The 25,436-nt window shown below is 43.2% G+C and carries 20 protein-coding genes and 8 tRNA genes; 11 read left to right on the top strand and 17 right to left on the bottom strand.

Features of this window, described 5'->3' with window-relative positions:
- Nucleotides 1-108: 108 nt before the first annotated feature.
- The 6 genes from pulA to AABK40_RS12715 form a co-directional block, all read right to left on the bottom strand.
- Nucleotides 109-2,112, bottom strand: a complete 2,004-nt coding sequence (gene pulA / locus AABK40_RS12740) for a type I pullulanase (RefSeq protein WP_338397201.1) — start codon at nt 2,110-2,112, stop codon at nt 109-111.
- A gap of 211 nt (nt 2,113-2,323) precedes the next feature.
- Nucleotides 2,324-3,490 carry an AIR synthase related protein gene (locus AABK40_RS12735; protein ID WP_332919620.1) on the bottom strand — a complete coding sequence of 389 codons (1,167 nt, stop codon included), beginning with the start codon at nt 3,488-3,490 and terminating at the stop codon, nt 2,324-2,326.
- 346 nt (nt 3,491-3,836) lie between these two features.
- Nucleotides 3,837-5,873, bottom strand: coding sequence for a CHU_0125 family OmpA-like outer membrane integrity protein (locus tag AABK40_RS12730; RefSeq protein ID WP_332919621.1), 2,037 nt, complete (start codon nt 5,871-5,873; stop codon nt 3,837-3,839).
- A 27-nt stretch (nt 5,874-5,900) separates the two neighbouring features.
- Complete coding sequence (locus AABK40_RS12725) at nt 5,901-6,380, bottom strand: hypothetical protein (RefSeq protein ID WP_332919622.1); 480 nt, start codon at nt 6,378-6,380, stop codon at nt 5,901-5,903.
- 192 nt (nt 6,381-6,572) lie between these two features.
- A complete protein-coding gene (locus AABK40_RS12720) occupies nt 6,573-7,370 on the bottom strand; it encodes a (Fe-S)-binding protein (protein ID WP_332919623.1) in 798 nt (265 codons plus the stop codon).
- Between the two features lie 23 nt (nt 7,371-7,393).
- The gene (locus tag AABK40_RS12715; RefSeq protein ID WP_338397200.1) at nt 7,394-8,722 is read right to left on the bottom strand and encodes a 4Fe-4S dicluster domain-containing protein; all 1,329 of its coding nucleotides are present in this window, start codon (nt 8,720-8,722) and stop codon (nt 7,394-7,396) included.
- Between the two features lie 281 nt (nt 8,723-9,003).
- On the opposite strand from AABK40_RS12715, the gene AABK40_RS12710 reads away from it, so the two are divergent.
- The 8 genes from AABK40_RS12710 to AABK40_RS12675 all read left to right on the top strand — a co-directional run bounded on the left by AABK40_RS12710 (nt 9,004) and on the right by AABK40_RS12675 (nt 9,994).
- Nucleotides 9,004-9,076 (top strand) — tRNA-Phe (locus AABK40_RS12710).
- A gap of 65 nt (nt 9,077-9,141) precedes the next feature.
- Nucleotides 9,142-9,217 (top strand) — tRNA-Phe (locus AABK40_RS12705).
- Between the two features lie 36 nt (nt 9,218-9,253).
- A tRNA-Phe gene (locus AABK40_RS12700) sits at nt 9,254-9,326 on the top strand.
- Between the two features lie 26 nt (nt 9,327-9,352).
- A tRNA-Phe gene (locus AABK40_RS12695) sits at nt 9,353-9,425 on the top strand.
- A 32-nt stretch (nt 9,426-9,457) separates the two neighbouring features.
- Nucleotides 9,458-9,530: transfer RNA gene (locus tag AABK40_RS12690), tRNA-Phe, on the top strand.
- Between the two features lie 40 nt (nt 9,531-9,570).
- A tRNA-Phe gene (locus AABK40_RS12685) sits at nt 9,571-9,646 on the top strand.
- Between the two features lie 26 nt (nt 9,647-9,672).
- Nucleotides 9,673-9,745 (top strand) — tRNA-Phe (locus AABK40_RS12680).
- Between the two features lie 176 nt (nt 9,746-9,921).
- A tRNA-Phe gene (locus AABK40_RS12675) sits at nt 9,922-9,994 on the top strand.
- 412 nt (nt 9,995-10,406) lie between these two features.
- Here AABK40_RS12675 and AABK40_RS12670 read toward each other — a convergent pair.
- Together AABK40_RS12670 and tsaB are read right to left on the bottom strand one after the other, a co-directional pair.
- On the bottom strand, nt 10,407-10,931 hold the full coding sequence (locus AABK40_RS12670; RefSeq protein WP_338397199.1) for a DUF2480 family protein: 525 nt from the start codon (nt 10,929-10,931) through the stop codon (nt 10,407-10,409).
- Nucleotides 10,928-11,620 (bottom strand): tRNA (adenosine(37)-N6)-threonylcarbamoyltransferase complex dimerization subunit type 1 TsaB, encoded by a 693-nt coding sequence (tsaB, locus tag AABK40_RS12665; protein WP_332922755.1) that lies wholly within the window; start codon nt 11,618-11,620, stop codon nt 10,928-10,930. The genes AABK40_RS12670 and tsaB overlap by 4 nt, the downstream gene beginning before the upstream one ends.
- A gap of 189 nt (nt 11,621-11,809) precedes the next feature.
- Here tsaB and AABK40_RS12660 point away from each other — a divergent pair, with 189 nt between their 5' ends.
- Genes AABK40_RS12660 through AABK40_RS12650 form a run of 3 tightly spaced genes read left to right on the top strand, consistent with a single transcriptional unit; the run spans nt 11,810 to nt 13,319 of the window.
- Nucleotides 11,810-12,373 (top strand): chromate transporter, encoded by a 564-nt coding sequence (locus AABK40_RS12660; protein WP_332922756.1) that lies wholly within the window; start codon nt 11,810-11,812, stop codon nt 12,371-12,373.
- The gene (locus tag AABK40_RS12655) at nt 12,370-12,930 is read left to right on the top strand and encodes a chromate transporter (protein WP_338397198.1); all 561 of its coding nucleotides are present in this window, start codon (nt 12,370-12,372) and stop codon (nt 12,928-12,930) included. Before AABK40_RS12660 ends, AABK40_RS12655 begins: the two co-directional genes overlap by 4 nt.
- The gene (locus AABK40_RS12650) at nt 12,930-13,319 is read left to right on the top strand and encodes a VOC family protein (protein ID WP_338397197.1); all 390 of its coding nucleotides are present in this window, start codon (nt 12,930-12,932) and stop codon (nt 13,317-13,319) included. Before AABK40_RS12655 ends, AABK40_RS12650 begins: the two co-directional genes overlap by 1 nt.
- Before the next feature lie 105 nt (nt 13,320-13,424).
- Here AABK40_RS12650 and AABK40_RS12645 read toward each other — a convergent pair whose 3' ends face one another.
- The 9 genes from AABK40_RS12645 to carB all read right to left on the bottom strand — a co-directional run bounded on the left by AABK40_RS12645 (nt 13,425) and on the right by carB (nt 25,371).
- Nucleotides 13,425-15,113: a S41 family peptidase gene (locus AABK40_RS12645; RefSeq protein WP_338397196.1), complete on the bottom strand. Its 1,689-nt coding sequence runs from the start codon at nt 15,111-15,113 to the stop codon at nt 13,425-13,427.
- A 180-nt stretch (nt 15,114-15,293) separates the two neighbouring features.
- Nucleotides 15,294-15,701: a ribonuclease P protein component gene (gene rnpA / locus AABK40_RS12640; protein WP_332922760.1), complete on the bottom strand. Its 408-nt coding sequence runs from the start codon at nt 15,699-15,701 to the stop codon at nt 15,294-15,296.
- 34 nt (nt 15,702-15,735) lie between these two features.
- Nucleotides 15,736-15,891: a 50S ribosomal protein L34 gene (rpmH, locus tag AABK40_RS12635; RefSeq protein WP_332922761.1), complete on the bottom strand. Its 156-nt coding sequence runs from the start codon at nt 15,889-15,891 to the stop codon at nt 15,736-15,738.
- A 184-nt stretch (nt 15,892-16,075) separates the two neighbouring features.
- The gene (locus tag AABK40_RS12630; RefSeq protein WP_338397195.1) at nt 16,076-17,236 is read right to left on the bottom strand and encodes a formimidoylglutamase; all 1,161 of its coding nucleotides are present in this window, start codon (nt 17,234-17,236) and stop codon (nt 16,076-16,078) included.
- Nucleotides 17,237-17,394: 158 nt separating this feature from the next.
- Entirely contained in the window at nt 17,395-18,690 is a 1,296-nt protein-coding gene (nqrF, locus tag AABK40_RS12625) for an NADH:ubiquinone reductase (Na(+)-transporting) subunit F (protein WP_332922763.1), read from the bottom strand.
- Between the two features lie 191 nt (nt 18,691-18,881).
- On the bottom strand, nt 18,882-19,721 hold the full coding sequence (gene accD, locus AABK40_RS12620) for an acetyl-CoA carboxylase, carboxyltransferase subunit beta (RefSeq protein ID WP_332922764.1): 840 nt from the start codon (nt 19,719-19,721) through the stop codon (nt 18,882-18,884).
- 198 nt (nt 19,722-19,919) lie between these two features.
- Nucleotides 19,920-22,001 (bottom strand): GAF domain-containing protein, encoded by a 2,082-nt coding sequence (locus AABK40_RS12615; protein WP_338397194.1) that lies wholly within the window; start codon nt 21,999-22,001, stop codon nt 19,920-19,922.
- 219 nt (nt 22,002-22,220) lie between these two features.
- Complete coding sequence (locus tag AABK40_RS12610) at nt 22,221-22,499, bottom strand: hypothetical protein (RefSeq protein WP_332922766.1); 279 nt, start codon at nt 22,497-22,499, stop codon at nt 22,221-22,223.
- Nucleotides 22,500-22,560: 61 nt separating this feature from the next.
- Entirely contained in the window at nt 22,561-25,371 is a 2,811-nt protein-coding gene (gene carB / locus AABK40_RS12605) for a carbamoyl-phosphate synthase large subunit (RefSeq protein ID WP_332922767.1), read from the bottom strand.
- Nucleotides 25,372-25,436: the final 65 nt, after the last annotated feature.

Genomic DNA, 25,436 nt, shown 5'->3' with positions numbered 1-25,436 from the left:
GTTGATATTTTTTTCCATGAGCTCCACTCGAAGGAATACTGTCGTAAATATACAAAAAAAGCAATGAACAGTTCGTTCATTGCTTTTTTTGTAAGGTGGTAGACTGTTTTACAACTGTCGAAGAATGTATGCACTATGCGCAGGGACATTTACTTTTCTATTTATGCGTTTAATTCCTTTCTCCTTGACCTGTTTGCCATCTGCCACCAACGACCAGTTGCCTTTTGGCAACGGCATTTCCTGGGCATGCTGTTTGGCATTGAAGATGACCATAATGTTTTTCCATTCATCATGGTTGGCGTAGTTCTTAATTTGATATGCCACAACAGAGGCTGGAGCTTCCATAAATTGAAGGTTCTCCTGAATCATGGCTGTGGTTGGCATTCTAAAGGCTGGATGGTGCTTACGCATCGCAATTAAACCTTCATAATATTTAAGAACCGATGCATGGTCTTTTTTCCACGACCAGTTGATCTCATTAACGGCATCAGGTTTATTGTAAGAATTGTGCTCGCCGCCTTTGGTGCGCAGCATTTCACTCCCTGCATGCAAGAATGGAATCCCCTGACTTGTCAGTACAATGGTTGCAGCCAAGCGGTCAAGTTGCTCAATAGTGGCTTCGCTGGCATTAGGATTTGCCATTTTCAGTTTGTCATAGAGCGTATTGTTGTCATGGCAAGAGACATAATTGATACACTGCGAGGGTTTATTTGCCCATGGAGCCTTGCTGTAATTGACCTTTTGGTAATCAATGCTGTCGTGTTGCGTTGCTCCAACAATACCAAATTTAATGCTTTCCTCAAGCCCTTTTTGTCCGCCAATAAAACCACTCTCTTTTTCCACAAAAACAGAGCCTTTAACAGCATCGCGAATGTCATCAGAGAATGCCGCTACATCGGTAAGCTTAACGGTATTCACCTTCAACGCCTGTTGTTCCTTAGGCAATGGTGAAGTACCAGCATTCCAGCCCTCGCCATAAACAAATAAGGTAGGGTTGATATTCTTCAGTTCAGCACTTAGCTCGTTCATCGTCTTCACATCATGTACTGCCATGAGGTCAAATCTGAAACCATCCAAGTGGTATTCTTTCGCCCAATACTTACAAGACTCAATGATGTATTTACGCATCATAGGGTGATCCGAGGCCGTTTCATTGCCGCAAGCGGAAGCATCGGACAATTGGCCATCCTGTGTGTGTCGGTAGTAATAACCTGGCGACTCAAGATTGAAGTTGGAATCTTCTGTTTTTCCTGTATGGTTGTACACAACATCCAATATCACTCGGATTCCAGCTTTATGGAAAGCTTGTACCATCTTTTTGAACTCACGGATTCTTACCGTCGGATCGTAAGGGTTCGTCGAATAAGAGCCTTCTGGTACATTATAATTCAGTGGGTCATAGCCCCAGTTGTATTGTGGTTCGTTAAGTTTAGATTCATCAACGGAACGATAGTCAAAAGAAGGCAGCAGGTGTACATGCGTAACGCCTAATGCTTTAATGTGATCAATCCCAGTCGAAAGGCCATCAGGAGATTTGGTGCCTTCTTCCGTCAGTCCCAAGAATTTACCAGGGTATTTGCTGCCGCTATTTTCAGCAATGGTAAAATCACGAACGTGCAATTCATAAAGGATAATATCGTTAGGACGTGCCAGCAAAGGTCGTTTGTCAGCATTCCATCCTTCAGGGTTGGTCTTGGCTAAGTCCACCACCTGAGCACGTTGGCCGTTCACGCCTACCGCCTGCGCATATATACCTGGGGTTTCATCTAAAATTTTGTCACCGATATGAACCTGAAAAGTGTAAAAACGCCCCAATTGGTCGCCTTCTACTTCCAAAGTCCATAAACCAGGATGGTTGTCTGATTTAGACATGCTGAGCGTTTCTTCTGCCTGATCGCCTTCCCCATTTTTGTAAAAGTGTAGGTCGATCGCAGTAGCGGTAGGTGACCATAATTTGAATACCGTTTGAGTAGGGGTATATTCAGGCCATAAATTGCCTTCGTAAGTGGGGTAATCCATATAGCTCTCATATTTTGGAACCGACGGTGAGCAGGCTGTAAGCCAGCAAACGCTACAAGCCAAAAGTAAGAGGGTTTTTAAAATATCGTTCATTTTTTTACTGATTTAAAGAATGGGTAAATTTATAAAGAAATGCTCAATAGACAACCGTATGGACTATTTGTATGGTAAGATCAGTATTCGGATTTAGTTAGAAAATGATTACGACCCGTGATTGTTCATTATTTTTGACATAAAAAAAGCCATGTACGAAAAATGTACATGGCTTTGGTGTATTGTATTTTGAGCTGATCTGTGGCAGTTTCTAATATTCGAAAGTACCGTTCTCAGTTTTTAGCGTTACTTTTTTGGCAGGAGCTTCCTCTACCCTACCGATGATTTTTGCATCTACACCGAAAGATTTGGAGATGTCGATAATTTCCTGTGCATATTGTTCGTCAAGGTAGATTTCCAATCGGTGTCCCATATTGAAAACCTTGTACATTTCTTTCCAGTCAGTACCTGATTCCTGATGGATCAGCTTGAATAATGGTGGGATCTCAAAAAGGTTATCTTTGATCACATGGATATTGTCACCAATGAAATGGCCAACTTTGGTTTGTGCGCCACCTGAACAGTGAACCATACCATCGATGTGTGCACGGTGATTTTTGAAAATCGCCTGAGCGATCGGGGCGTAAGTACGGGTCGCTGAAAGCACCAATTGTCCAGCATCGAGAGGACTGCCTTCAACAGCATCGGTTAGTTTGCATGAACCAGAGAAAACAAGATCAGAAGGAACAGCACCATCGAAAGCCTCAGGGTACTTTTCCATATAAATCTTATTGAAAACATCGTGGCGTGCGGAAGTTAAGCCATTAGAGCCCATTCCTCCGTTATATTTGTCTTCATAAGTGGCTTGTCCGTAAGATTCCAAACCTACGATTACATTCCCAGGCTTGATGTTGTGGTTCGAGATCACATCCGAACGTTTCATGCGGGCAGTAACGGTAGAATCGACGATCACCGTGCGTACCAAATCTCCTACATCAGCCGTCTCGCCACCTGTCGAAAGAATATTAATGCCGTTGTCGCGAAGCATCTGAAGCACCTCTTCTGTTCCGTTAATCAGGGCACCGATAACCTCTCCTGGAATCAGGTTTTTATTACGGCCGATAGTGGATGAAAGCAGGATATTGTCTGTTGCACCGACACAAATCAAGTCGTCAATGTTCATGATCACCGCATCCTGAGCAATGCCCTTCCATACCGAAAGGTCACCAGTTTCTTTCCAGTACATGTAAGCCAGGGAGGATTTTGTTCCCGCTCCGTCAGCGTGCATGATGTTACAGTATGCGGAGTCACCGCCAAGGTAATCTTCTACAATTTTACAAAATGCCTGAGGGTAAAGCCCTTTGTCTACATTTTTGATTGCGTTGTGCACGTCTTCTTTAGAAGCGGACACACCTCTTTGCATGTATCTTTCGTTCATGAGTGGGGTATGTTAAAATTTAGCGCAAAGGTAGCCGTTTAAGAAGAAAACAAAAATATGAGATGCATATTTCTTCTTGAATCATTACAAAATAGGCTGATAATGACGAATTAACCCTATTTTTTGCTGCAAAGTGATAGATTTAGTTTGTTGGGGTTCTATTTTATCTAAGGCTTTAAGATTTATTGTTGATATAAATTTTTGAGCATGAAAAAAGGTGCTTCTTCAAGAAAAAGCACCTTTTTTATTTTAGGCGAATTTAGTTTCAACGTCCCGCTCGGACTAAAGTATTTTTACACAGCACTCGCTGATCCAAGCGGGAGGTTTGAACCTGTTTACATAGTTCTTATTGTCCTTCGTCGTCCTCATCGTCGCCACCAAAGAAACGCTCTTCAAGGTCTTTGGACTGATATTCCACTTGGCCATCAGCATTCTTTTTGGCATCGAGCCCGATAATTTTGAACTCCGTACGACGGTTTTTCTGGCGCCCTTCAGGGTTATCCGACCCATCCTCATTGGTATTGGCAGCAATCGGAGTGCTTTCACCATAACCTTTTGCTTTCAGCCTGTTGGCCGCAATGCCGCTTTTAATCAGGTATGCAACGGCCGAGTTGGCTCTGCGTTGTGAAAGGTCTGCATTGTAAGCTGCTTCACCACGGCTATCTGTATGCGAACCAAGTTCAATTCTGATTTTTGGGTTGTCATTGAGCAGATTGGTCAGTTTATCCAGTTCCACGGCCGCGTCTTCCCGAATTTCAGCCTTATCGAAGTCGTAGTAAATATTTTCAAGAACAATAGGCTTATCAAGAACAATAGGCTCAAGGATGATCTTTTTCTCAAAGACCACATTGGTAATTTTTTTCACCAGTCGGTCTTGAGAAACGGTTTTTCCAACGGTGGAGAATGGTGTCCGAGATGTCAGGTAATCTGTTTTGGCTCCAAAGAGGGTATAATTTTCCGCAGGATAAACCCTGAACTTGAATTTACCATCCTCATTGGCAGTCGCCTCACCGAGCACTTCCCCATTGGCATCCATCAGTTTTACCTGAGTGTCGGCCAGAATTTCTTCAGTGCCTTCGTCGTTAATGGTAACGGCTGTTCCTGTGAGGTAATAATTCACCACTTTAAGCTGTGGATCGCTATTGACGAAGGTATAAATATCATCATCTCCCGCCCCACCTTCACGGTTGGAGCTGAAAAAACCTTTATTCAGTGAGAACAGGAAAATCCCAAAATCATCAGCAGGGGAATTCACTGGTTTGCCGAGGTTTCTGATTTGCAGCTTGCCATCTTTACGCTCGGCAACAAATAGATCCAAACCACCAAAACCAGGGTGCCCTTCAGAGGCGAAGTACAGTTTTCCTGCATCTGAGAGGTAGGGGAACGATTCGTTGTCTGCGGTATTGATTTTATTTCCGAGGTTACGCACATTTCCCCATCGGCCACGGCCATCTTTGGAGGCTACATAGATGTCGGTACCGCCCATGCCGCCTTTTCTGTTGGAAGCAAAATACAGCAATTTACCGTCAGGGCTGAAAGCGGGAGCGGAATCCCACGCCTGCGGATCGCTTGCGGCAATCATTTTAGGTTCCGACCACTTTCCTTTTCGGAATTTTGTTTCGTAGAGGTTCACGTCGTTGGTTCCTTTTCTTCGGCCTGTGTTTCCTCTTGCGAAGATCATCGTTTTGCCATCAGGGGAGAACGTGATTGTTCCCTCATTGGCTCCATTGCTATAGAGTTCTTTAATTTGCTCTGCGGTTTCCATCTCTACACGGGCACCTTTTGTTTTTACCGTCCAGATATGGGTAAAGGGTGTTCCTGTTGCACGGTAAATATCATTTCCAGCTTTATTGGAAGTGAAATACAGTTTGCCTTTGGTGTATACAGGAGCATATTCAGCAAATTCAGTATTAATCGCCTCCAGGTTTTTTACTTTGAAAGTTGGCTCTTCCTCCTCCTCTTTCATCAGGACGGTCAGATTGTCTACATAATTATTGCAGATATCAATGACCTCTTCATCTTTGGCGCCTTGCAAAAAGTAGGTCAGGTGATCTTTGGCTTCCTTATATTTTTGGTTAGCGACCAACGATTTGGCGTAATAGTAATTTGCCATTTCTTCAGGTACACCACTTTTTAGCGCTGCCTCGTAATATGGGAGCGCCTCCTTCGTGCGGTTTGACAAGCGATAGGCTTCGGCCAGATGGTAATTGGCCTCAGCCACTTCTTTACCTGAAGCAATTTGCTTTTTGTAATGCTTGATGGCAATATTGTATTCGCCATCGTCAAATTTTTTATGTCCCTTCTTCAAGCTCATGTTCTGCAAAAAACAGCCAGAGAGCGAGCAGATGAGCAATAGCATTAAGGAGAGGAAGCGTATTTTCATAGTGTAGATGTTGGAAACGAGATGGTGTTATTTAAAATACCTGGAGAGCCATGATTCACGGGCAGGGATCTGCCACTTTTGTTCAAATTCCCCCTTTGATTGAACGACGGTGTTGAATAAAAGACTATTTTCAGTAATATTCCCTACGCTGATTTCTTCCTTTAATCCATTCATGTTGATGCCATTTTCCTGACCTTCAAAATAAAGGGTTGTTCGGTTGAAAGGGTCGAGCTGAAAGTGTTCCGCAACTTTTCTCATAAAGCCTGCAGAAGCATCAATAGAACAGCCACTCGCTTGAGCCTGTGATTCATCGACCGCTAAAATCAAGAATCTGTTTTCTTCAATTTTCATCGATGCTTTCAGGTCTTTTCCATGGGCTTGCCATTGATTGAGGAAATTTATGGTAGCCTCCTCAAGCTGTTTTGTTTCTTCTTGGTTCAGTGGTCTGTCAAGGGAATAGATCCAAAGTTTTGCCGAGGCAGGGAGTTGATCAAAAGGTACGTACATAGTAATTGTTAATTTAAGCTTGGACTGTTGATTGTTTGTTTTACAAAAATCTTCGCTTTCAATCTATTTACGAAAAAATAAAACATAAAATTGTGTTCAATCATGAAAAAAAATGGATTTCATGAAAAACGACCACTAAGAATAATCCTAATGGTCGTTTTAAAAAATGATTATTGCTGGAAAAAGGCACTTTTAAATTAAATCTTCCGCTTCGGCGATCAGTTCGGCAAGGTCTTTTACAACCACTTGGCCTTCCTTTTCTTTGTTTTTCACGCCGTCGCTCATCATTGTCATGCAAAAAGGGCAACCCGAGGCGATAATTTCAGCGCCCGTGTCGAGGGCTTCTTCCGTTCTTTCAATGTTAATATCTTTTTTGCCATTTTCGGGTTCTTTAAACATTTGCGCACCTCCGGCACCACAGCACAGTCCGTTGGTTTTACAGCGTTTCATTTCAACGAGTTCGGCATCGAGAATTTCAAGGACTTTTCTTGGTGCTTCGTAAATATTGTTGGCACGCCCGAGGTAGCAGGAGTCGTGAAAAGTGATTTTTTTACCTTTAAAATCTCCTTCTTTCGCAGTGACTTTCCCTTGATCGATCAGTTCCTGCAAGTAGGTGGAGTGATGCACCACCTCATAATCTCCGCCGAGGGCAGGGTATTCATTTTTGAGGGTATTGAAACAATGTGGACAGGCGGTAACGATTTTAGTGATTTCATAGCCATTGAGGACTTGGATATTGGCCATCGCCTGCATCTGGAACAAAAACTCATTACCCGCACGGCGTGCAGGATCACCCGTACAGGTTTCTTCTTCTCCCAAAACGGCGAACTTCACCCCCACCTTATCAAGAATTTTGACAAATGCTTTGGTTACTTTTTTATATCGGTCATCGAAGGAGCCTGCACAGCCCACCCAAAATAAAACGTCTGGTTTTTCGCCTTTGGCGGTCAGTTCAGCAACAGTGGGTATTTGAATATTAAAATCTGACATAGGAAGTAAATGTTGAGGTTGATTTATTGATCGGAGATTTTTGCTTTGACGTCCTGCGCCCAGTTGAAGCGGTCGGTCGGTGGGAATTTCCAGGGCGCAAAGCTTGTCTCTACATTCTGGAACATGGCATTCCATGATTGTGGGGTGGAAGATTCCTCCATCGCCATATATCGACGCATTTCAATGATAATAGACAGTGGGTCAATAGTAATTGGACAGGCCTCAACACAAGCGTTGCAGGTGGTACAGGCCAGTAATTCCTCCTTATTGATGTAATCTCCATAAAGACTCTTACCGTCCTCAAGGCCTGCGCCTCCTTTACGGATACTCTCGCCAACTTCTTCGGCGCGGTCACGGGTTTTCATCATGATGGTACGGGGGGAAAGTACTTTTCCCGTAGTGTTCGCAGGACAACTATCGGTACAACGGCCACACTCTGTACAGGCGTAAGCATCCATCAGGTGTTTCCAGCTCAGGTCATTGATGTCCTTGGCGCCAAAACGGGGGATTTCCGCTGGTGGTGGATCAGCAGGTAAGCCGAGCATAGATTTCACCTCATTGGTAACATTGTCCATATTTTTGATTTCCCCTTTTTCTTTCAGGTTACTGAAATAGGTATTCGGGAAGGCAAGAAATATGTGAAGGTGTTTGGAGTAAGTGATGTAGTAGGCAAAGGCGAAAATACCAGCAATATGCCCCCACCAAGCCACGCGTTCAATAATGATGAGTGTATTGGCACTCAGGGGCTCGAATAAGGGAATAAAAATACTGCTGAAGAAGAACGCGCCTGTTACTGGGTAGCCAGCCACCGCTTTGGTTTGCAAGACCTGATCGGCGCCGTTCATGGCTAAAATAGCGACCATCAGCACCAGTTCAATGACCAAGATTAATGTGGCATCCATTGTTGGCCAGCCTTTCATTTCTATTTTTGTAAAACGGCTGATTTTCAATACGTGCCTTCTGATAAGAAAAACGACACAGGAAAATATTACGCCTACTACCAGAAATTCAAAGAAATTGATCAGCACAGGATAAAAGCTCCCCAATAATGGCGCAAATAATCGGTGTGTGCCGAACAGGCCGTCGAGCACGATTTCAAGCACTTCGAGATTTATCAGCAGAAAGCCTACATAAATCAGAAGGTGGAGGAAAGCGGCGATGGGTCTTTTGAACATTTTCTTTTGACCAAACGCCACCAACAGCATCGTTTTCAGGCGCCGTTGTGGCTGATCGGTTCGGTCTTCTTCTTTGCCGAGAAGAATGTTTTTGCGTATCTGCAGGATCCGCCTGCCAATGAAAAAGGCTGAGACCCCGAGCAGGATCAGAAAAAATAGCTGAGATAATAGGCTCATATCGTCTTTTTTTGGGTATAAGTGGTCGTATTGATCTTCTTAGAACAGGCTGTTGAAGTCACTTTATTTCCTATTCTTTATATAAGATAACCAATGTTTATAAATTATGGTTGATTAATGCTATAAAATGTTCGGCATGCCGAGCATTTTTTTCAAATTCACCGTTGAGGGAAGATTAATGGGCTTGATTATCAATTTGTTTGCTTAAATGTTCAGATTTTTTCGGAAAATGGACTTGTGTTTCGGTGAAAATGCCGTATGTTTGCAATCCGAAACGACGAGGTGCTTTAGCTCAGTTGGTAGAGCATCGGACTGAAAATCCGTGAGTCGGTGGTTCGAGTCCACTAAGCACCACAAATGTTTCCTCAGCAGGCTTTAAAGCCCTATGTGGGAATCCGTTTCAGGAGAAGCAAAATGACGGTGCTTTAGCTCAGTTGGTAGAGCATCGGACTGAAAATCCGTGAGTCGGTGGTTCGAGTCCACTAAGCACCACCATTTTGTTTTATCTCTATTTCAAAAAGAATCTTTGTTGGTGCTTTAGCTCAGTTGGTAGAGCATCGGACTGAAAATCCGTGAGTCGGTGGTTCGAGTCCACTAAGCACCACAAATTTTTTTTAAGGACAGTACAATGGTGCTTTAGCTCAGTTGGTAGAGCATCGGACTGAAAATCCGTGAGTCGGTGGTTCGAGTCCACTAAGCACCACAAGTCCTTGAAAAAATTAAAATAATATAATTGGTGCTTTAGCTCAGTTGGTAGAGCATCGGACTGAAAATCCGTGAGTCGGTGGTTCGAGTCCACTAAGCACCACATTATTATTATCTATTTATAGAAAGCGGCATAGTTATTGGGTGCTTTAGCTCAGTTGGTAGAGCATCGGACTGAAAATCCGTGAGTCGGTGGTTCGAGTCCACTAAGCACCACCAGCCTCTTTCGATAAAAAACACCATATGGTGCTTTAGCTCAGTTGGTAGAGCATCGGACTGAAAATCCGTGAGTCGGTGGTTCGAGTCCACTAAGCACCACGAGTGAGGTTTAGCGCCTCGCTCTGTTACAACACTTAAAAGACCGTTAGCTTCCACTTGCGGTCTTTTTCTTCCTTTTTCCAGGAAGGCTAAAATTCAGGGATATTGCTTACGAATTGCGCTTTTCGATTTGTTTTCAAAAGAAAATGCCGTATGTTTGCACACCAATAGCACATGGTGCTTTAGCTCAGTTGGTAGAGCATCGGACTGAAAATCCGTGAGTCGGTGGTTCGAGTCCACTAAGCACCACGAGTGAGGTTTAGCGCCTCGTTCTGTTACAACATTTAAAAGACCGCAAGCTTCCACTCGCGGTCTTTTTTTATGCCCTGATTTTTAGAGACGTTATTCCTAACGTCTATTTTTTTTGACCATGATGTTTTTGTAGCACCATTATTCTTATTGTTTAAGCGGATGCTTAGATCAGTGGGAAACAAAAAACGCCGACCCAAAGGATCAGCGTTCAATATTATTCGAGCGTAGATTTTCTTTAAACACAAAATAAGAAATACAAAGGGTATTTATTTGTCCACAGATTTTTTGATTAGATCTATTCTATTTGCCCCCACAAGTCAGCATTTTAGGAAAATGAATAAATCATGGTAATCCTTAAAATCAAGGTAATCATGGTCTATATCATTCCCCCAACATTATTATGTACGGTTTATTTCTTCACTCTTGGTTTTTTGTAAACAGGCACGGTACTGCATGGCTCGCCGAACATGATGCTTTTTACATAGGGCGTCAGGCGGTTGGTGAGTAAAACATAGGCCGAAGTGGGTACGGCTTCATCGCTACAGCCTTTAATCACGACACGTTCGTCCTGAAATTTACTGTAATCGATATGTGCGAGTGCTTTTTTATAAAGCGCCGTTTCGAGCTGTTCCAGGTCACCAAACTCCACAGTTGTAGCTACGGCCTGTAATTTTGAGGCCAGCAGCATAAATGCCCAATTGGGAATAATGGCATCAGCGGAACAAAACAATGCGACGTGCTTGTCCTGAAAGGTACTCCAGTCGGTTTCTTTAATGTAGGTTCTGAAATCTTTTTCGCGTAATACCAGTCCCTGAAAAAGCTGATCGGCGATGTCAATGGCAACGCGCTCGCCCGCAGGTCTGAATTCTTCAAGGTCAATTTGTAGCAGTCCGCTGCTTTCTACTCGGTTAATGATTTGGTCGTTGGCACTCATAGTCGTTTTTTAGGTTTTGTTCCTTGAAAGGCCTTTAGATAGAAAGGCTCGAAATAAGCCAGGTCTTCGAACTGTTCCGCTTTGAATTTCTCTTCAGCGATCATTCCTACACCTATTGATGAAGGGGTGATGTTTTCAAGAAAGATAGCGTTCTCATGACGAAGGATTTCTTTGCACTTCGGCATGCCATTTCCAAAGAAGATGATTTTTTGTGTCGATAATTCCTGCTCGAAAGGGTTTTGTTGGTCTTCAAGAATTTTTGGCTGAGTAGGCAATAGCATTTCACCATTTGCCTTGGCCAGCTGGCAGTAAACTTCCATCCGTCGGGCATCAAGCATTGGGCAGTACAGGGCGTCCTCCTGATTTTGGGTGTAAGAGATATGGCGTACCATTGCAGAGAGTGTATCAATGGCAATGAGGGGGATATTCAGTGCATGGCAGATGCCTTTTGCTGTGGAGACCCCAATGCGTAAACCTGTATAAGAGCCAGGTCCTGCCGATACCGCAACGGCATCCAGTGATTTCATGCTCAGGCCGATGTTCTTCATCAGTTGGTCAATCACGACGGTCAATAAAGAAGAATGACTTCTTTCGATGAATAGTTCCTGAAATCCCTGACGTTCGCCGTCCTTGAAAATAGCCACTGAACAAACAGGAGTGGCGGTTTCTATATTTAAAATGGTTGCCATAAATTCTTGATTATGATATGATGCCAAATGAGGTTGTGCTCAGGTAGCCTGCAAAATTACCAAATCATTCGCATTAAGCCTTTTAAATTTCTCAATTTCCTAATTTTTTATGGTAATTGGTCTTATCGAAAATTAAAGGTGTAATTTTGAAATCTCTGCTTGAGATGAACATTAATATAAAATAATAAAATGAAGTTCTTACTGGATTTGTTTTGGACCTTCTTTAAACTTGGGGCCGTAACCTTCGGAGGGGGCTATGCGATGATAGCGATTCTCGAAGATATCATCTGCACCCAAAAAAAATGGTTGGCGAAGGAGGAATTGCTCGACATTATTGCCATTGCACAAATGACGCCCGGAACGATTGCGATCAACGCGGCAACATTTGTGGGGTATAAACACCTGAAAACAAAAGGGGCGCTGGTGGCTTCTATAGGCTTGGTTTTACCGTCGATCATTATCGTGTCCGTGATTGTGCTGTTTTTTGGTGCCCAGCTTTCCAATCCTTATGTTCAGGCGGCTTTTAGTGGGATCCGCTGCTGTGTGGTGGCATTGATCCTGGTGGCGGTTGTTAGGATGTTTAAAGACTCTGTGAAGGAAAACTGGGGACGTATTTCTTTTTTACTGAGTTTACTGCTGATGACTTTCACGCCGATCAGCCCCATTCTGCTGATTGTCGCTGGGGCAGTTATTGCCATGCTGACACAGTGGTTTTTGCCTCAATGGTTTTCTCAAAAAACAGCTAAAAAATGATTTACTTCGAATTGTTTATCACCTATTTTAAAATCGGCCTGTTCAGTTTTGGTGGAGGCCTGGCGATGTTGCCCCTGATTGAGCATGAAATGATGATTCACCAATGGATGACGCATGCGGAGTTCATGAATATTGTCGCTATTTCGCAGATGACACCAGGGGCCATTGCGGTGAATTGCGCCACTTATATCGGGCTGAAAGTTGGGGGTGTTCCTGGCGGGATTATCGCAACGGCAGGCTTGGCAACCCCATCTGTGCTGGTTATTTTGGCACTGACAAGCATTTTGGCAAAGATCAAGGAGCACCCAATGAAGCGGGCTTTTTTCTTCGGGATCAAGCCTGTAACCATCGGTCTGATTGCTTATGCAGGGATAATGATTGGTCAGAACACTTTTTTGCTCGACCCGAAAGACTGGCTGAGTTTCGACTACCTAAAAATACTGCTGACGGTAATCTGTTTTGTGGTACTTTATAAATATAAGGTTAACTCTATTTTGATGATCGGCATCGCAGGAGTTGTTGGTTTGCTATTGTTTGGACTAATAGGAATGGTTTGATGAATAAGCAACGTAAAGAATTTGAGCTTGCGCTTGCGGTGGAAGAATGGGGTTGGAAGTATCATCACATGGGGGTTCCGACGACAGAGAAGCGGCCTGAGGAACGGTATATTCCGCATTTGAAGTTCTATGTATCAGGATTTGAGACCTCTCCTTTTGGTGTGGAATGGATGCGGTTTGATTCGGATTGTGAAATGCCTGAAATTATTCAGCGAATACCTCACCTTGCATTTGAGGTCGAGGATGTACATGAGGCCTTGAGGCGGGCTGATTTTGAAATCCTGACAGCTCCTAATGCACCTGTGGAGGGAATTATGGTTGCGATGATTTTGGATAATGGAGCACCGATAGAGTTGATTTCCTTTTCAGAGGAATATCGCGAGCAGTAAGTGGCTTCTTCTGAAAGTGAATCATGCATTTCAATAATTTTATGGCATAGAAAAAGCCCTGAATTTCAGTATTCAGGGCTTTTTTTATCGTCTGGCTTTTATGCCTTAGTCTTCTTTTTTGCTTTTGTCAGTTTTATCTGTCAATAGCTTGTTGTATTCTGCCGTGTTATTAAGGACTTCAATGGCTTTCTGAACGGTGTTGTCCGTTTTGAATGAAGCCTCAATTAAACCTTCACGGTAGTAATATCTCGAAACAATCTCTTCAGATAATACGGTTTTGATTTCCTTTTTGAATTTCTGAAGATCCTTTTTCTTGTCATGCTTTACGCTTTGCTCAAGGTCTTTGATTTCCGCCTCAATATCATCGTAATATTTTTCTTTTTTGGCGTATTCCTTCAGGTCATCTAAAGTCTTCTCCACTTTTGTGGTGTAGTCATAATCTTTATCATCCAACCAGCTTACAAAGTCTGCAAAATCTTCATCAGAGATTTCAAAGTTTGCTGGCTCGCTGATTTTGTCATGCTTATAGAAATACTCCGTTGCATAATCAAACACCCAACCGCGGGCAATCAGGCTGATGGTGATTGGCGCAATATATTGGCGTTCTGTTTTAATGTCAGGAGTAATACCTCCTCCGTCATATACTGGTCGGCCATTTGCGGTGTTAAATTCTACTTTCAGGGAGTCTGGTACTTTACCTACTGAACCGTCTTCATTGCGGTGTGAGTAATCAATTGCCTGAATACAACGGCCCGAAGGAATGTAGTATTTGGCAGTGGTTACTTTCAGCTGGGAATTGTAAGCCAATGGACGAGTTGCCTGAACGAGGCCTTTACCAAAGGTACGATCACCGATCAATACACCGCGGTCATAATCTTGCATTACACCAGAAACAATCTCCGCAGCAGAAGCCGAACGGCTTGATGTTAATACTGCCAATGGAATGTCTGTATCTACAGGGTTGTTGGAAGTATTGTAAGTTTTGTTCCAGTCGGTCATCTTTCCTTTTGTATTCACCACTTCGCTGCCACGAGGAATAAATACACTGGCAACGTTCACGGCCTCATTCAAAAGCCCTCCAGGGTTATCTCTAAGGTCAAGAACAACCTTTTTAGCGCCTTTAGCTTCCAGCTCTTTAAGTGCATCCTTTACCTCTTTTCCAGCGTCAGTCGTGAAATCAGAAAGTTTGATGTAACCGATACCATCGGAGATCATGCCATGCCAGGGTACATTCTTAAGGGTGATTTTCTCACGCATAATTGGAATGTCAATTGGCTCCTCAGCGCCATGGCGTTTTACTTTTACAATCAGCTTGGTATTGGCCTGCCCTTTGAGCAATTTAGAGATGTCTGCAACATTTTTTTCTTTGACGTCGATGCCATCAATAGATAAAAGTTCATCAGCAGTGCGTAATCCGCTTTTTTGTGCAGGAAAACCCAAGTAAGGCATGATGATGACATTCTTCTCGTGTTGTCTTCCGATAATGGCACCTATACCCCCGTACTGCCCAGTGGTCATGGTACGATAATCTTCAATTTCGTTTTCGGGGATGTAGTTTGTGTATGGGTCCAGAGAAGCCAGCATGGCATCAATGGCTGTTTTTACCAGGTCGCTTGGATTGACCTGATCTACATAATAAGTATTAATTTCTTTGAAGGTGGTGGCGAAAATATCAAGGTTTTTCGCGATTTGGAAGTAACGATCAGCTTGATCATTCTTGGTGAAGGAGAATAGACCAATAAGGCTGATTCCTAACACAGCAGGCAAGAATAGTTTCTTGAAGTTTATTTTCATTTGTTTTGTAATTTGATACACAAGCTTACTTGTCCTGTAGTTAACGATAAGCCGAAGGAAAAGTAGGACAACAGGCGCTAAAAATAACAGGGAATAATGTTAAATAACAATTATTTCGCCAAAATCAGCAAGCAATTCAGTAACAAAACGGTTTTGAGAAAATAAATAGGTTGATATGGGTTATTTATCCGCCAATTGTTGGTGGATTCTGCTCATCGCCTTGCGAACCTGTTTTTCAAGTTGCTGGTAAGGGATGACCTTTGGGGAGGTGTAAATGAAGCCAATTAACAACGGTGGGTGGTTGTCGGTAGGCAAAATAGCTGTTTTGTTCAGGCGATAAGCTTCTCGTAATCGGCGCTTGAGCAGGTTTCGAGTAACAGCATGCTTATGTTTTTTCTTCGGAACACTAAACAACACCTGGTGGTGATCAATCTGTTCTTCGTCTTTATAAGGAAGGAAGATGATCTTGAACGGATGTATAAAAAAAGAGGAACCTTCGTGAAAAAGTTCCTGTATTAATCTTTTCTTACATAAACGTTCGGATTTACATAAAGTAAATGTTCCGGCTCGCTTTGTAAAGTTTCCCATAAAATGGCACTGAATAATCTTAATAAATTAAGAATTATTTGTGAGTCTTTTGATCTGAAACGGTCAATTTTTTTCTTCCTTTAGCACGACGACGAGCTAAAACGGCACGACCACTAACAGAAGCCATGCGAGCTTTGAATCCGTGTTTGTTCTTACGTTTTCTCTGCGATGGTTGGAAAGTTCTTTTCATTACTATCTATTTTTTAAGGCTGCAAATATACAATTAAAATTTCAGTAAACAATTAGGTCGCTGAAATTCTGCGAATTAGCAAAAGTTTACCGAAGAATAAACGCACTTAATAGTGGTTTACGGGGCGCAAATATACGAATGATATGGGAAAAACCATGCGATTTTTCTGAAAATTCATCAAATTTTAGCCAATTCTGTTTAGGGTAACGAACCACCTGTCAGGTACTTCGCCTCTGAGTGCTTGTTCGTAATCGGTTCCACTGCAAGGAACACGCCAAAAAGGAGTTGTTGGGTGATCTTTTGCAATGATCTCCACCCACCATTTACCTGTTTGTCTGCTGCGGAAAAATTTAATGGGTTCATCGAGGCCACTGACCCGCACAAGGTATTGCATGAAGTCGTCGCTTTCGAACTCCCCTTCTACCCTGCGGTTATAGAATCCTTCAATAAAATACCAGATCATGGTGGCGATGGTAGAGGCTGTTTTGAGCTGGTCGTCATCATCAAAAGGGTTGTATTCATAAAAGCCAATGGAGGAGGCGTTGCAGTTCATTCCTGCATACCAGCTAAGTTGGCAGGCTTCTTCCCCTGTAAGGCCAAAGGGCTGAGCGAGGGAGCTTCCGGGGGCGTCAGCAGACCTGATGGCCGCACAGTCGAAGCTGTAGGCTTCTGCGCTTCGGATATAGGGTTCCATTTCTTTGATATCGGCGCGTACTTGTCCAAGCCGAATGGTGTCGAAATTCAGGTGGTGTAGTTTTGAAAGGTCGTCGGGATCGCACAGGTAAGACTGGAAACCGAGGTGGATATAATGCTGCAGGGTACTGGGGTCCTGAAGCAGTAAATTTTTGAGAAATCGCCTGTTAAATGGCTGCTCCTCGTCGGTGAGCAAATCGAGGTAGGCATCTATGTTGAGCAAATTTACCGGCTGCTGGAGGTTCTTGTAGCCCTGGTATTGGCCGATGGTGAAATCATGTGAGCCACCGATAATAATTGGGATGATCTGGTGCTGGATCAGCATGGTGCAGACTTCCCGAAGGCGGCCACGGGTTTCTTCAGCATCAATACCATTACGGATGTTACCGAGGTCAGCGATACGATATGGCGGGGTGCCACAGTGCAGCTGATAGAGTTTCTTGCGGATTTCCATGGCGGCCTGCTTAACGCCGTCATTTTCGTCGTTGCCGCCATTATCCTTGAGGCCAACAATGGCCATATCCACATTTTCAAGGCTTGGCAGGTGTGTCCTGAAAATTTGCGACTGGCTGATGGTGCCATTTTTTGGCCAGGAGATTTCTTTAAAAAACAACTCACTGATGGGCGAGAGGAAAAGCTCAAAATTCAACATGACGAACGGGGTATAGTGCAAGGGGGAAGGTACAAATAATGCTTTTTAGATGCATAAGCTGAAGCGGAAAATTTTGGAGCGCAGCTGGGCTGAGCCCATAAAAAAAGGGCCATTGCTGAAATCAGCAATAGCCCTTAATATGATCTTAAAGCGAAGTATTATCCTCCGAAGTCGTCAAAGCGGATGTTCTCTTCAGGTACACCCATGTCATCCAACATCTTCAATACCGCTGCGTTCATCATTGGAGGTCCACATAGGTAATATTCGATATCTTCTGGCTCGTCGTGCTTGCTGAGGTAGTTGTCCAACAATGCCTGGTGAATGAAGCCTGTAAAGCCGTCACCTTCATCTTCCATATCTTTCTTCACTTTCCAGTTATCTTCTGGTAATGGCTCAGAAAGGGCGATGTTCATTTTGAAATTTGGAAACTCCTGCTCAATTTTTTCAAAGTGATCCAGGTAGAACAATTCCTTTTTAGAACGTCCACCATACCAGTAAGAAACTTTACGGTTGGTTTTTTCCGTGTGGAAAAGGTGGAAGATCTGTGCACGCAATGGCGCCATACCTGCACCACCACCGATGTAAACCATCTCGCGGTCCGTGTAATTAATGGCAAACTCACCGTAAGGTCCTGATACCATCACTTTGTCTCCTGGCTTACGCGAGAACACATAAGAAGAACAGATTCCCGGATTAACTTTCATCCAGGTGTTGTTTGCGCGATCCCATGGAGGAGTAGCGATACGGATGTTCAGCATCACGATATCTCCCTCGCCTGGGTGGTTGGCCATAGAATAAGCACGGTAAATTGGCTCATCATTCACCATTTTCAAGTCCCAAAGTCCGAAGTGATCCCAATCCGACTGGTAAACATCATTCGGGTGCCCAAGTTCTGGGTGAGGAGTGATGTCCATGTTCTTGAACTCAACGGTGATTTCTGGAACGTCAATCTGAATGTACCCACCAGCTTCAAAGTCCATGTGCTCTCCTTCAGGAAGGCGAACTTTGAATTCTTTAATAAAGGTTGAAACGTTATAGTTAGAGATAACCTCGCATTCCCATTTCTTAATACCAAAGATTTCTTCAGGAATGTGAATCTCCATATCGTTTTTAACCTTCACCTGGCAAGCCAAACGAACGTTATCTGCTTTCTCAGCTCTTGAAAGGTGGCCTTCTTCTGTAGGAAGAACGTCTCCACCGCCTGCTGTTACCTGGCACTTACACATTGCGCAAGTTCCTCCCCCACCACATGCTGATGGCAAGAAAATCTTTTCAGAACTCATGGTTGAAAGAAGTGTTGACCCCGCAGCGGTAGTCAATTCTTTTTCACCATTGATCATGATTTTCACCGGACCCGATTGTACCAGTTGAGATTGTGCAAAAAGAAGCACAAATACCAATACAAGGATCAGCACAGTAAAGGCGATAACACCAGCTAAAATAATACCTGTCATCGTACTTAAATGATTTGATAAATGATAATTTGCCTGCCTTCAGGCAAGCCCCACAAATATAATATTGTCTTTAAAAAGGGAACATTAATTTGAATGTTAATTTCCCTGAAAAACGAAAAAAGATGAAGATTTTCAACAATTGTCAAAATCTTCATCTTTTATATAGGTAATAATTGTTAGTGTTTTAACAATTACTTAATCATTTTCAGTAATGATGAAAGTCGCTGTTTTACGTGGCGACGATCAACGATAAAATCAAGAAATCCGTGTTCGAGTACAAATTCAGCACTCTGGAAACCTTCCGGCAGATCGCGGCCAATGGTTTCGCGGATAACACGTGGGCCAGCAAATCCGATCAATGCGCCTGGTTCAGAAATGTTGAAGTCTCCGAGCATAGCATAAGAAGCCGTTACCCCACCCGTTGTTGGGTCCGTCAGGTAACTTACATAAGGCACTTTCGCCTCAGCAAGTAAGTGCAGTTTTGCCGATGTTTTGGCCATCTGCATTAATGAGTAACCAGCTTCCATCATTCGTGCACCACCAGATTTGGAGATCATGATGAAAGGGATTTTATGCTTGAGGGCGTAGTCGATCGCTCGGCTGATTTTTTCACCAACAACAGACCCCATAGACCCACCAATAAAGCTGAAATCCATGCAGGCGATCACGACCTCTAATTGGTTCATTTTACCTACTCCCGTACGGCAAGCATCAACAAGGTTGGTTTTCTCCTGCACGCTTTTGATGCGCTTAGGGTAAGGCTTACTGTCCACGAAATTTAGCGGGTCGCCAGAGCTCAGGTTTTTGTCCAGCTCTTTAAACTCATTATTATCGAATAAGATCTCAAAATACTCTTTTGAACCAATACGCACATGGTAGCCATCTTCAGGGCAAACATAGGCGTTTGCTTTGAGCTCTCTCATGTGGATAATAGATCCCGAAGGGGTTTTATACCATAGACCTTCTGGAGCATCCATTTTATCTTTGGTCGAGGTTTTGATCCCTTTATCCGTTCTTTGAAACCAAGACATAATTTATGTGGGTTTTATTTTCTTATAGTAAGATACAAATTGGCAAATAATCAAGGGCTTAACAATCGCAAAAAATGGAAACTAAGCCCTTAAATGAATACAAATATATTTACTTATTTTGTTTAAACAATAGTTTTTATCATTCCCACTGAGCGGGATTGCACAGCGAGCCTGTTTAATGAGTTGATAATTAAAATCTTATCCTTGCTGATGAGCGGACTGATTCTTTTGAACCGATTTCATTTCCGTTCGCAGCAATTCCACCATGGCGGCAGCTTTCTCCGCTTGCGCTTTGTATTCGCTGACTTTTTGGCCGAGGTCCTCTTCGCGGCGGGCGGCATCTTCCTGCGTAGCCTGGAGTTCCTCCATATTTTGTCTCATCTCCTCTTCCTGTGCCCGGAGTTGCTCTCCTTGCATTTGCGCCTCCTCGAGTAAATACTGTGTTTTTTGATTGATGCGAAGGGTATTGATTACTGAGGCGAAGTTTTCACATAGCCTTTCAATAAACTCAATTTTGTAGGCTTCGAATTTTGTGAAAGAAGCGATTTCAAGTACCCCATAGATATTGTCATTAACTTTCAGCGGTACCACCAAAAGGTTTGTAGGCGTGGCGGCGCCGAGCCCTGAGGTAATCTCAAGGTAGTTTTGTGGCAAATCCGTCATATAGATCGTTTCCTGTTCCTGAAAACATCTGCCAGCAACGCCTTCACCAATCATGATTTCCTTTTCCAGAAATTTCTTGCGGTCGTAAGCCAGGCAGGCTTTAAGTTCCAGGACAGGGTGGTCGCGATTTTCCTCCTCCAGCAGAAACAGTCCCGCCTGATTGGCTTCAGTATATTTCACCAGTTCGGCCACAACCTCTTGCGACATTTCCTCAATGCCTTTGGAGGTGTCGCGGGTAATTTCACTAAACCTGGCAACCCCAGTGTTTGCCCAGCTGCGTTGTTTTTCTTCTTTTTTTCTTTCCTGTTCCTGAATATGTGCCGATTGCAGGCTGTCTTTCATCCCCATCAGCGCATTGCCCATGGAGTCCTTATTACTTTTGGGGTTAATTGTTACCTCGAGGTTGTTATTACCGATTTCTTTGGCAAAAGAGGAAACTTCCTTCAGTCGGTCAATAAGCTGATTAAGCGACTCTCCCATCATTTGTGCTTCATCTCTTGATTTGATGTTCAGCTTTTCAATGCTGTCCACTTCTCCGTCGGCCAATTGCTGTAAAGCGTGGGTTGTTTGCTTGATTGGGGAAGTAACAAAATGTGCTAAAATGAACATAAAGACGATCAAAAAGACCAACCCAAACATCATCATGATGGAGGCGTCTTTAGTCAGGGCCTCTGCACGGCTTACAAAAATAGACAGGGGAATCTTCAGTGCAAGGCTCCAAGATTTGTGGGTCCCTGCAGGGGTAATGGGCACAAAAGTAATGAAATATGGTGTGGCGCCATCTTCTATGGAGTAGTTGAAAGATTCTCCGGTAGATATTTTGTCGATTAGCTGAACGTCGGCAGGGAGATTGTCGGCAATTTCAGACAAGGATAAACCAATTTTTGATTCGTCAGGGTGGCCTACAATAGTACCTTCATTGGAAAGTAAATACGCCTCAGCGCCAGGGTATGGCTGAATATTTTTAACGAGTTTGGCAAAGTTGCCCAAGTCGAGGTCAGAGGCTACAATTCCAGCGAATTTTCCGGAAGGCAGCACTAATGGTGCCGCCTGAGAACTCATCAGTAAACCTTTCAGCTGATCGTTCAGCAGGTCCTGATACGGTTCCGCTAAAACTTCTTCGGGGTGTTGCTTGGTCTGATAATAATAGCTGGTTGGGTTGGCGATGTTGCCGGTGTCGAGGGTGGCTTTAAGGCTCGATAGTGTGCCATTTTGTGACTGTACCAGGCTGATGTATCGTCCGTGGGTTTTTGGCCAGCTTGGCCGGATTGCCTCCAGTTCGAGAATATAATAAGCGGCCAGGAGGTTTTTATTTCTTTTGTAGAATGAATTCAGCAGCAGGTCGAGTTGTTGTTCGTTCTTCAGGTCGCCATCTTCAGTAATCAGGTCATTCATACTGTTGGCTAAAGCACGCATCATTCCCTGATTTGTGTTCAGGTTGGCTTCAATCTCGTTGGCGTATTTCTGAGCGGTCGTTTGTGCGACTATCTTAGCGTCGGAAATGGATTTTTTGGTAAGGTCGGAGGTGATGTATTGCCATGCAAACATGGAGGCAGCCCCTAAAATAAGTACGGTGAAGAGGACCAGCTTCGCCCTCAGTTTAAGGTTGATTTTCATATAAGGTAAGGTAGGATTAAATGCTGAGGGTATCGTCAATATTTCATTTTGGAGCACGTCGCCAAATATTCATTGGGCTTGTCCATAATAAACAAATTATAATTAATATAATTTTTATTGAAATAAGAAGTAAGCGAACGGAAAAAAGCGTAATTCTGGGCAATTATTAAAAATTTGGGTATAAAAAAAGGCTCATCCTGCGGAAAAGCCTTCTTTGGTTTAATCAACCTCTTGGTAATCGATATAGTCGCCACCTTTAAAGTTGTTAGGATCTATATCTTTCTTTTTTTTATCTGGGACATAATCGACATGAACACCGGAAGGTTTTCGTCGCTTACCATGCGGATTCTGCTGCGCATATTGCTGTTGAGCACCATGCGGCTGAAAGCCTTGTTTTTTAAGTAATTTGTAGAAAGCAAACATCAAAAGTTTGCGCCCCCAGTTTCTTTTATATCCTATATAAAACAGGATGAAAAGGAATATTAAAAACTTACCCATTGAAAAGAAAGATTTAAAAAGCCTGGGCCGAAGCCCAGGTTTTATGTTCTATACTTGTTAATTACTTACTCAAGTACAAATTTCGTTCCGAGTGTAATTTCAAGAAATAATCGTCTAATAAATCGTCAATAAAGTAGATTGATTCCCCTGTAGATTTCATTTCAGGCCCTAATTCCTTGTTTACATTCGGGAATTTGTTGAAAGAGAATACAGGTTCTTTAATTGCGTAACCTTTTTTGACAGGATTAAACTCGAAGTCTGTCACTTTGGCACCCAACATTACTTTAGTGGCGTAATTCACATAAGGCTCCTGATAAGCTTTACATATAAATGGAACTGTTCTTGATGCACGAGGGTTTGCCTCGATTACGTAAACAATATCATTTTTTACAGCAAACTGGATGTTAATCAGACCAACGGTTTTCAAAGCAGTGGCCAACTTGCGAGTGTAAATTTCAATTTGCTTGATTGCCAAATCTCCCAGGTTGTATGGAGGCAATACTGCATTAGAATCCCCAGAGTGAATTCCAGCAGGCTCGATGTGCTGCATGATACCAATGATGTGTACATTTTCACCATCACAGATTGCATCTGCTTCACACTCTACCGCACCATCCAAGAAATGATCCAACAATACTTTGTTTCCAGGAATGTCATGCAATACCTTAACAACGTGTTGCATCAATTCTTCTTCGTTGATAACGATCTTCATGCCCTGACCACCCAATACGTAAGAAGGGCGAACCAATGAAGGGAAGCCAACTTCCTGTGCTACTTCAATCGCTTCTTCAGCAGTTTCAGCAGTTCCGAATTGTGGATAAGGAATGTCGAGGTCTTTCAATAAAGTAGAGAAACGGCCACGATCTTCGGCTAAATCAAGGGCATCGAAAGAAGTACCGATGATTTTAATGCCGTATTTGGTGAGTTTGTCTGCTAATTTCAGTGCGGTTTGTCCACCCAACTGAACAATCACACCTTCAGGTTTTTCATGAAGGATGATGTCGTAGATGTGCTCCCAGAATACTGGTTCGAAGTACAATTTATCTGCAACATCAAAATCAGTGGATACTGTTTCTGGGTTACAGTTGATCATGATGGTCTCATAGCCAGCTTCCTTAGCGGCCAATACCCCATGCACACAACAGTAATCAAACTCGATACCTTGACCGATACGGTTAGGACCAGCACCCAAAACGATGATCTTTTTCTTGTCAGAACTGATCGACTCATTTTCGTCGCCGAAGGTAGAGTAGTAATAAGGAGTCTGTGCTTCAAATTCTGCGGCACAAGTATCCACTACTTTATACACACGGTTAATGCCCATGCTGCGGCGGTGTGCGTGTACTTCGCTTTCTTTACAGCCAACAAGGTGTGCGATCTGGCGATCGGCATAACCCATTTTCTTGGCTTCAAGCAATAATTTTTTAGGAATTGACTTCAATTCAAATTTCGCCAATTCTTTTTCCAAAGCGATCATTTCTTCGATCTGGCGCAAGAACCAAGGGTCGATTTTAGATAATGAACGGATGGTTTTATAAGGAATACCTAATTTATAAGCATCATAGATGTGGAACAAACGATCCCAGCTTGGGTGCTCAAGACTGTGAAGCAATTCCGCCTGGTTGGTGTTTGATTTGCCATCGGCACCTAAACCGTTACGTTTGATCTCCAAAGACTGACATGCCTTTTGAAGTGCTTCCTGGAAGTTCATACCAATACCCATAACTTCACCAACGGCTTTCATCTGAAGGCCAAGGGAAGTGTCGGAGCCTTGGAACTTATCGAAATTCCAACGAGGGATTTTTACGATAACGTAATCCAAACTTGGCTCAAAGAATGCCGAAGTGGTTTTGGTAATCTGGTTTTTCAACTCATCAAGGTTGTAACCGATCGCCAGTTTAGCGGCGATTTTAGCAATAGGGTAACCTGTTGCTTTCGATGCCAAAGCGGAAGAGCGAGATACACGAGGGTTGATCTCAATGGCGATGATTTCGTCGTTTTCTGGGTTTACAGAGAACTGAACGTTACATCCACCGGCAAACTGACCGATACCGTTCATCATCTTGATGGCCAAATCGCGCATGTGCTGATATACGGTGTCAGGGAGGGTCATTGCAGGAGCAACGGTAATGGAGTCACCTGTGTGAACCCCCATTGGGTCAAAGTTCTCGATAGAACAGATAATGATCACATTGCCATTGTTGTCGCGCAACAACTCCAACTCATACTCTTTCCATCCGAGGATCGACTGTTCTACCAATACCTCGTGGGTTGGTGAGGCATGCAAACCGCGTGTCAAGGCTTTGTCGAAATCTTTGGCTTCATTAACGAAACCACCACCTGTACCACCAAGGGTAAATGATGGGCGAATCACCAATGGGAAACCAATTTTCTGAGCGATTTCTTTACCGTGAAGGAATGATGTAGCAGTTTCTCCCTTACATACATTCACCCCTAATTCTTTCATCAAAAGACGGAACTTCTCGCGGTCCTCCGTCATTTCGATAGCGTCAATATCCACTCCGATAATATCAACGTCGTATTTTTCCCAGATTCCAGCAGTCTGACAGTCAATCGCAAGGTTCAGGGCTGTTTGCCCACCCATTGTAGGAAGAACAGCGTCGATGTCATGTTTCTCAAGAATCTCAACAATAGATTTTTTTGTTAAAGGCTTAAGATAAATGTTGTCAGCTGTTACCGAGTCAGTCATGATCGTCGCTGGGTTTGAGTTAATCAGTGTAACCTCAATACCTTCTTCGCGCAATGAGCGAGAAGCCTGAGATCCTGAATAGTCAAACTCACAAGCTTGTCCAATGATGATTGGTCCACTACCGATAATTAAAACGGATTTAATACTATTGTCTTTTGGCATTCTTGACAGGGATTAAAATATCTATGGAAAATATGTGTGTCCAAATTGGAACAAATGTAAAGTGT

The organism is Persicobacter psychrovividus, from assembly GCF_036492425.1.
GTDB lineage: Bacteria > Bacteroidota > Bacteroidia > Cytophagales > Cyclobacteriaceae > Persicobacter > Persicobacter psychrovividus.
Note: the sequence above shows the minus strand (reverse complement) of the source record. Positions and strands in the feature narration are given on the sequence as shown.

Coding starts and splice junctions, on each gene's coding strand:
- AABK40_RS12650 (WP_338397197.1), top strand. CDS start 12,930: ATGAATAAGCAACGTAAAGAATTTGAGCTTGCGCTTGCGGTGGAAGAA.
- rpmH (WP_332922761.1), bottom strand. CDS start 15,891: ATGAAAAGAACTTTCCAACCATCGCAGAGAAAACGTAAGAACAAACAC.
- AABK40_RS12715 (WP_338397200.1), bottom strand. CDS start 8,722: ATGAGCCTATTATCTCAGCTATTTTTTCTGATCCTGCTCGGGGTCTCA.
- AABK40_RS12735 (WP_332919620.1), bottom strand. CDS start 3,490: ATGAACGAAAGATACATGCAAAGAGGTGTGTCCGCTTCTAAAGAAGAC.
- AABK40_RS12720 (WP_332919623.1), bottom strand. CDS start 7,370: ATGTCAGATTTTAATATTCAAATACCCACTGTTGCTGAACTGACCGCC.
- AABK40_RS12655 (WP_338397198.1), top strand. CDS start 12,370: ATGATTTACTTCGAATTGTTTATCACCTATTTTAAAATCGGCCTGTTC.
- rnpA (WP_332922760.1), bottom strand. CDS start 15,701: ATGGGAAACTTTACAAAGCGAGCCGGAACATTTACTTTATGTAAATCC.
- AABK40_RS12725 (WP_332919622.1), bottom strand. CDS start 6,380: ATGTACGTACCTTTTGATCAACTCCCTGCCTCGGCAAAACTTTGGATC.
- nqrF (WP_332922763.1), bottom strand. CDS start 18,690: ATGACAGGTATTATTTTAGCTGGTGTTATCGCCTTTACTGTGCTGATC.
- AABK40_RS12660 (WP_332922756.1), top strand. CDS start 11,810: ATGAAGTTCTTACTGGATTTGTTTTGGACCTTCTTTAAACTTGGGGCC.
- tsaB (WP_332922755.1), bottom strand. CDS start 11,620: ATGGCAACCATTTTAAATATAGAAACCGCCACTCCTGTTTGTTCAGTG.
- pulA (WP_338397201.1), bottom strand. CDS start 2,112: ATGAACGATATTTTAAAAACCCTCTTACTTTTGGCTTGTAGCGTTTGC.
- AABK40_RS12610 (WP_332922766.1), bottom strand. CDS start 22,499: ATGGGTAAGTTTTTAATATTCCTTTTCATCCTGTTTTATATAGGATAT.
- accD (WP_332922764.1), bottom strand. CDS start 19,721: ATGTCTTGGTTTCAAAGAACGGATAAAGGGATCAAAACCTCGACCAAA.
- AABK40_RS12730 (WP_332919621.1), bottom strand. CDS start 5,873: ATGAAAATACGCTTCCTCTCCTTAATGCTATTGCTCATCTGCTCGCTC.
- carB (WP_332922767.1), bottom strand. CDS start 25,371: ATGCCAAAAGACAATAGTATTAAATCCGTTTTAATTATCGGTAGTGGA.
- AABK40_RS12630 (WP_338397195.1), bottom strand. CDS start 17,236: ATGTTGAATTTTGAGCTTTTCCTCTCGCCCATCAGTGAGTTGTTTTTT.
- AABK40_RS12670 (WP_338397199.1), bottom strand. CDS start 10,931: ATGAGTGCCAACGACCAAATCATTAACCGAGTAGAAAGCAGCGGACTG.
- AABK40_RS12615 (WP_338397194.1), bottom strand. CDS start 22,001: ATGAAAATCAACCTTAAACTGAGGGCGAAGCTGGTCCTCTTCACCGTA.
- AABK40_RS12645 (WP_338397196.1), bottom strand. CDS start 15,113: ATGAAAATAAACTTCAAGAAACTATTCTTGCCTGCTGTGTTAGGAATC.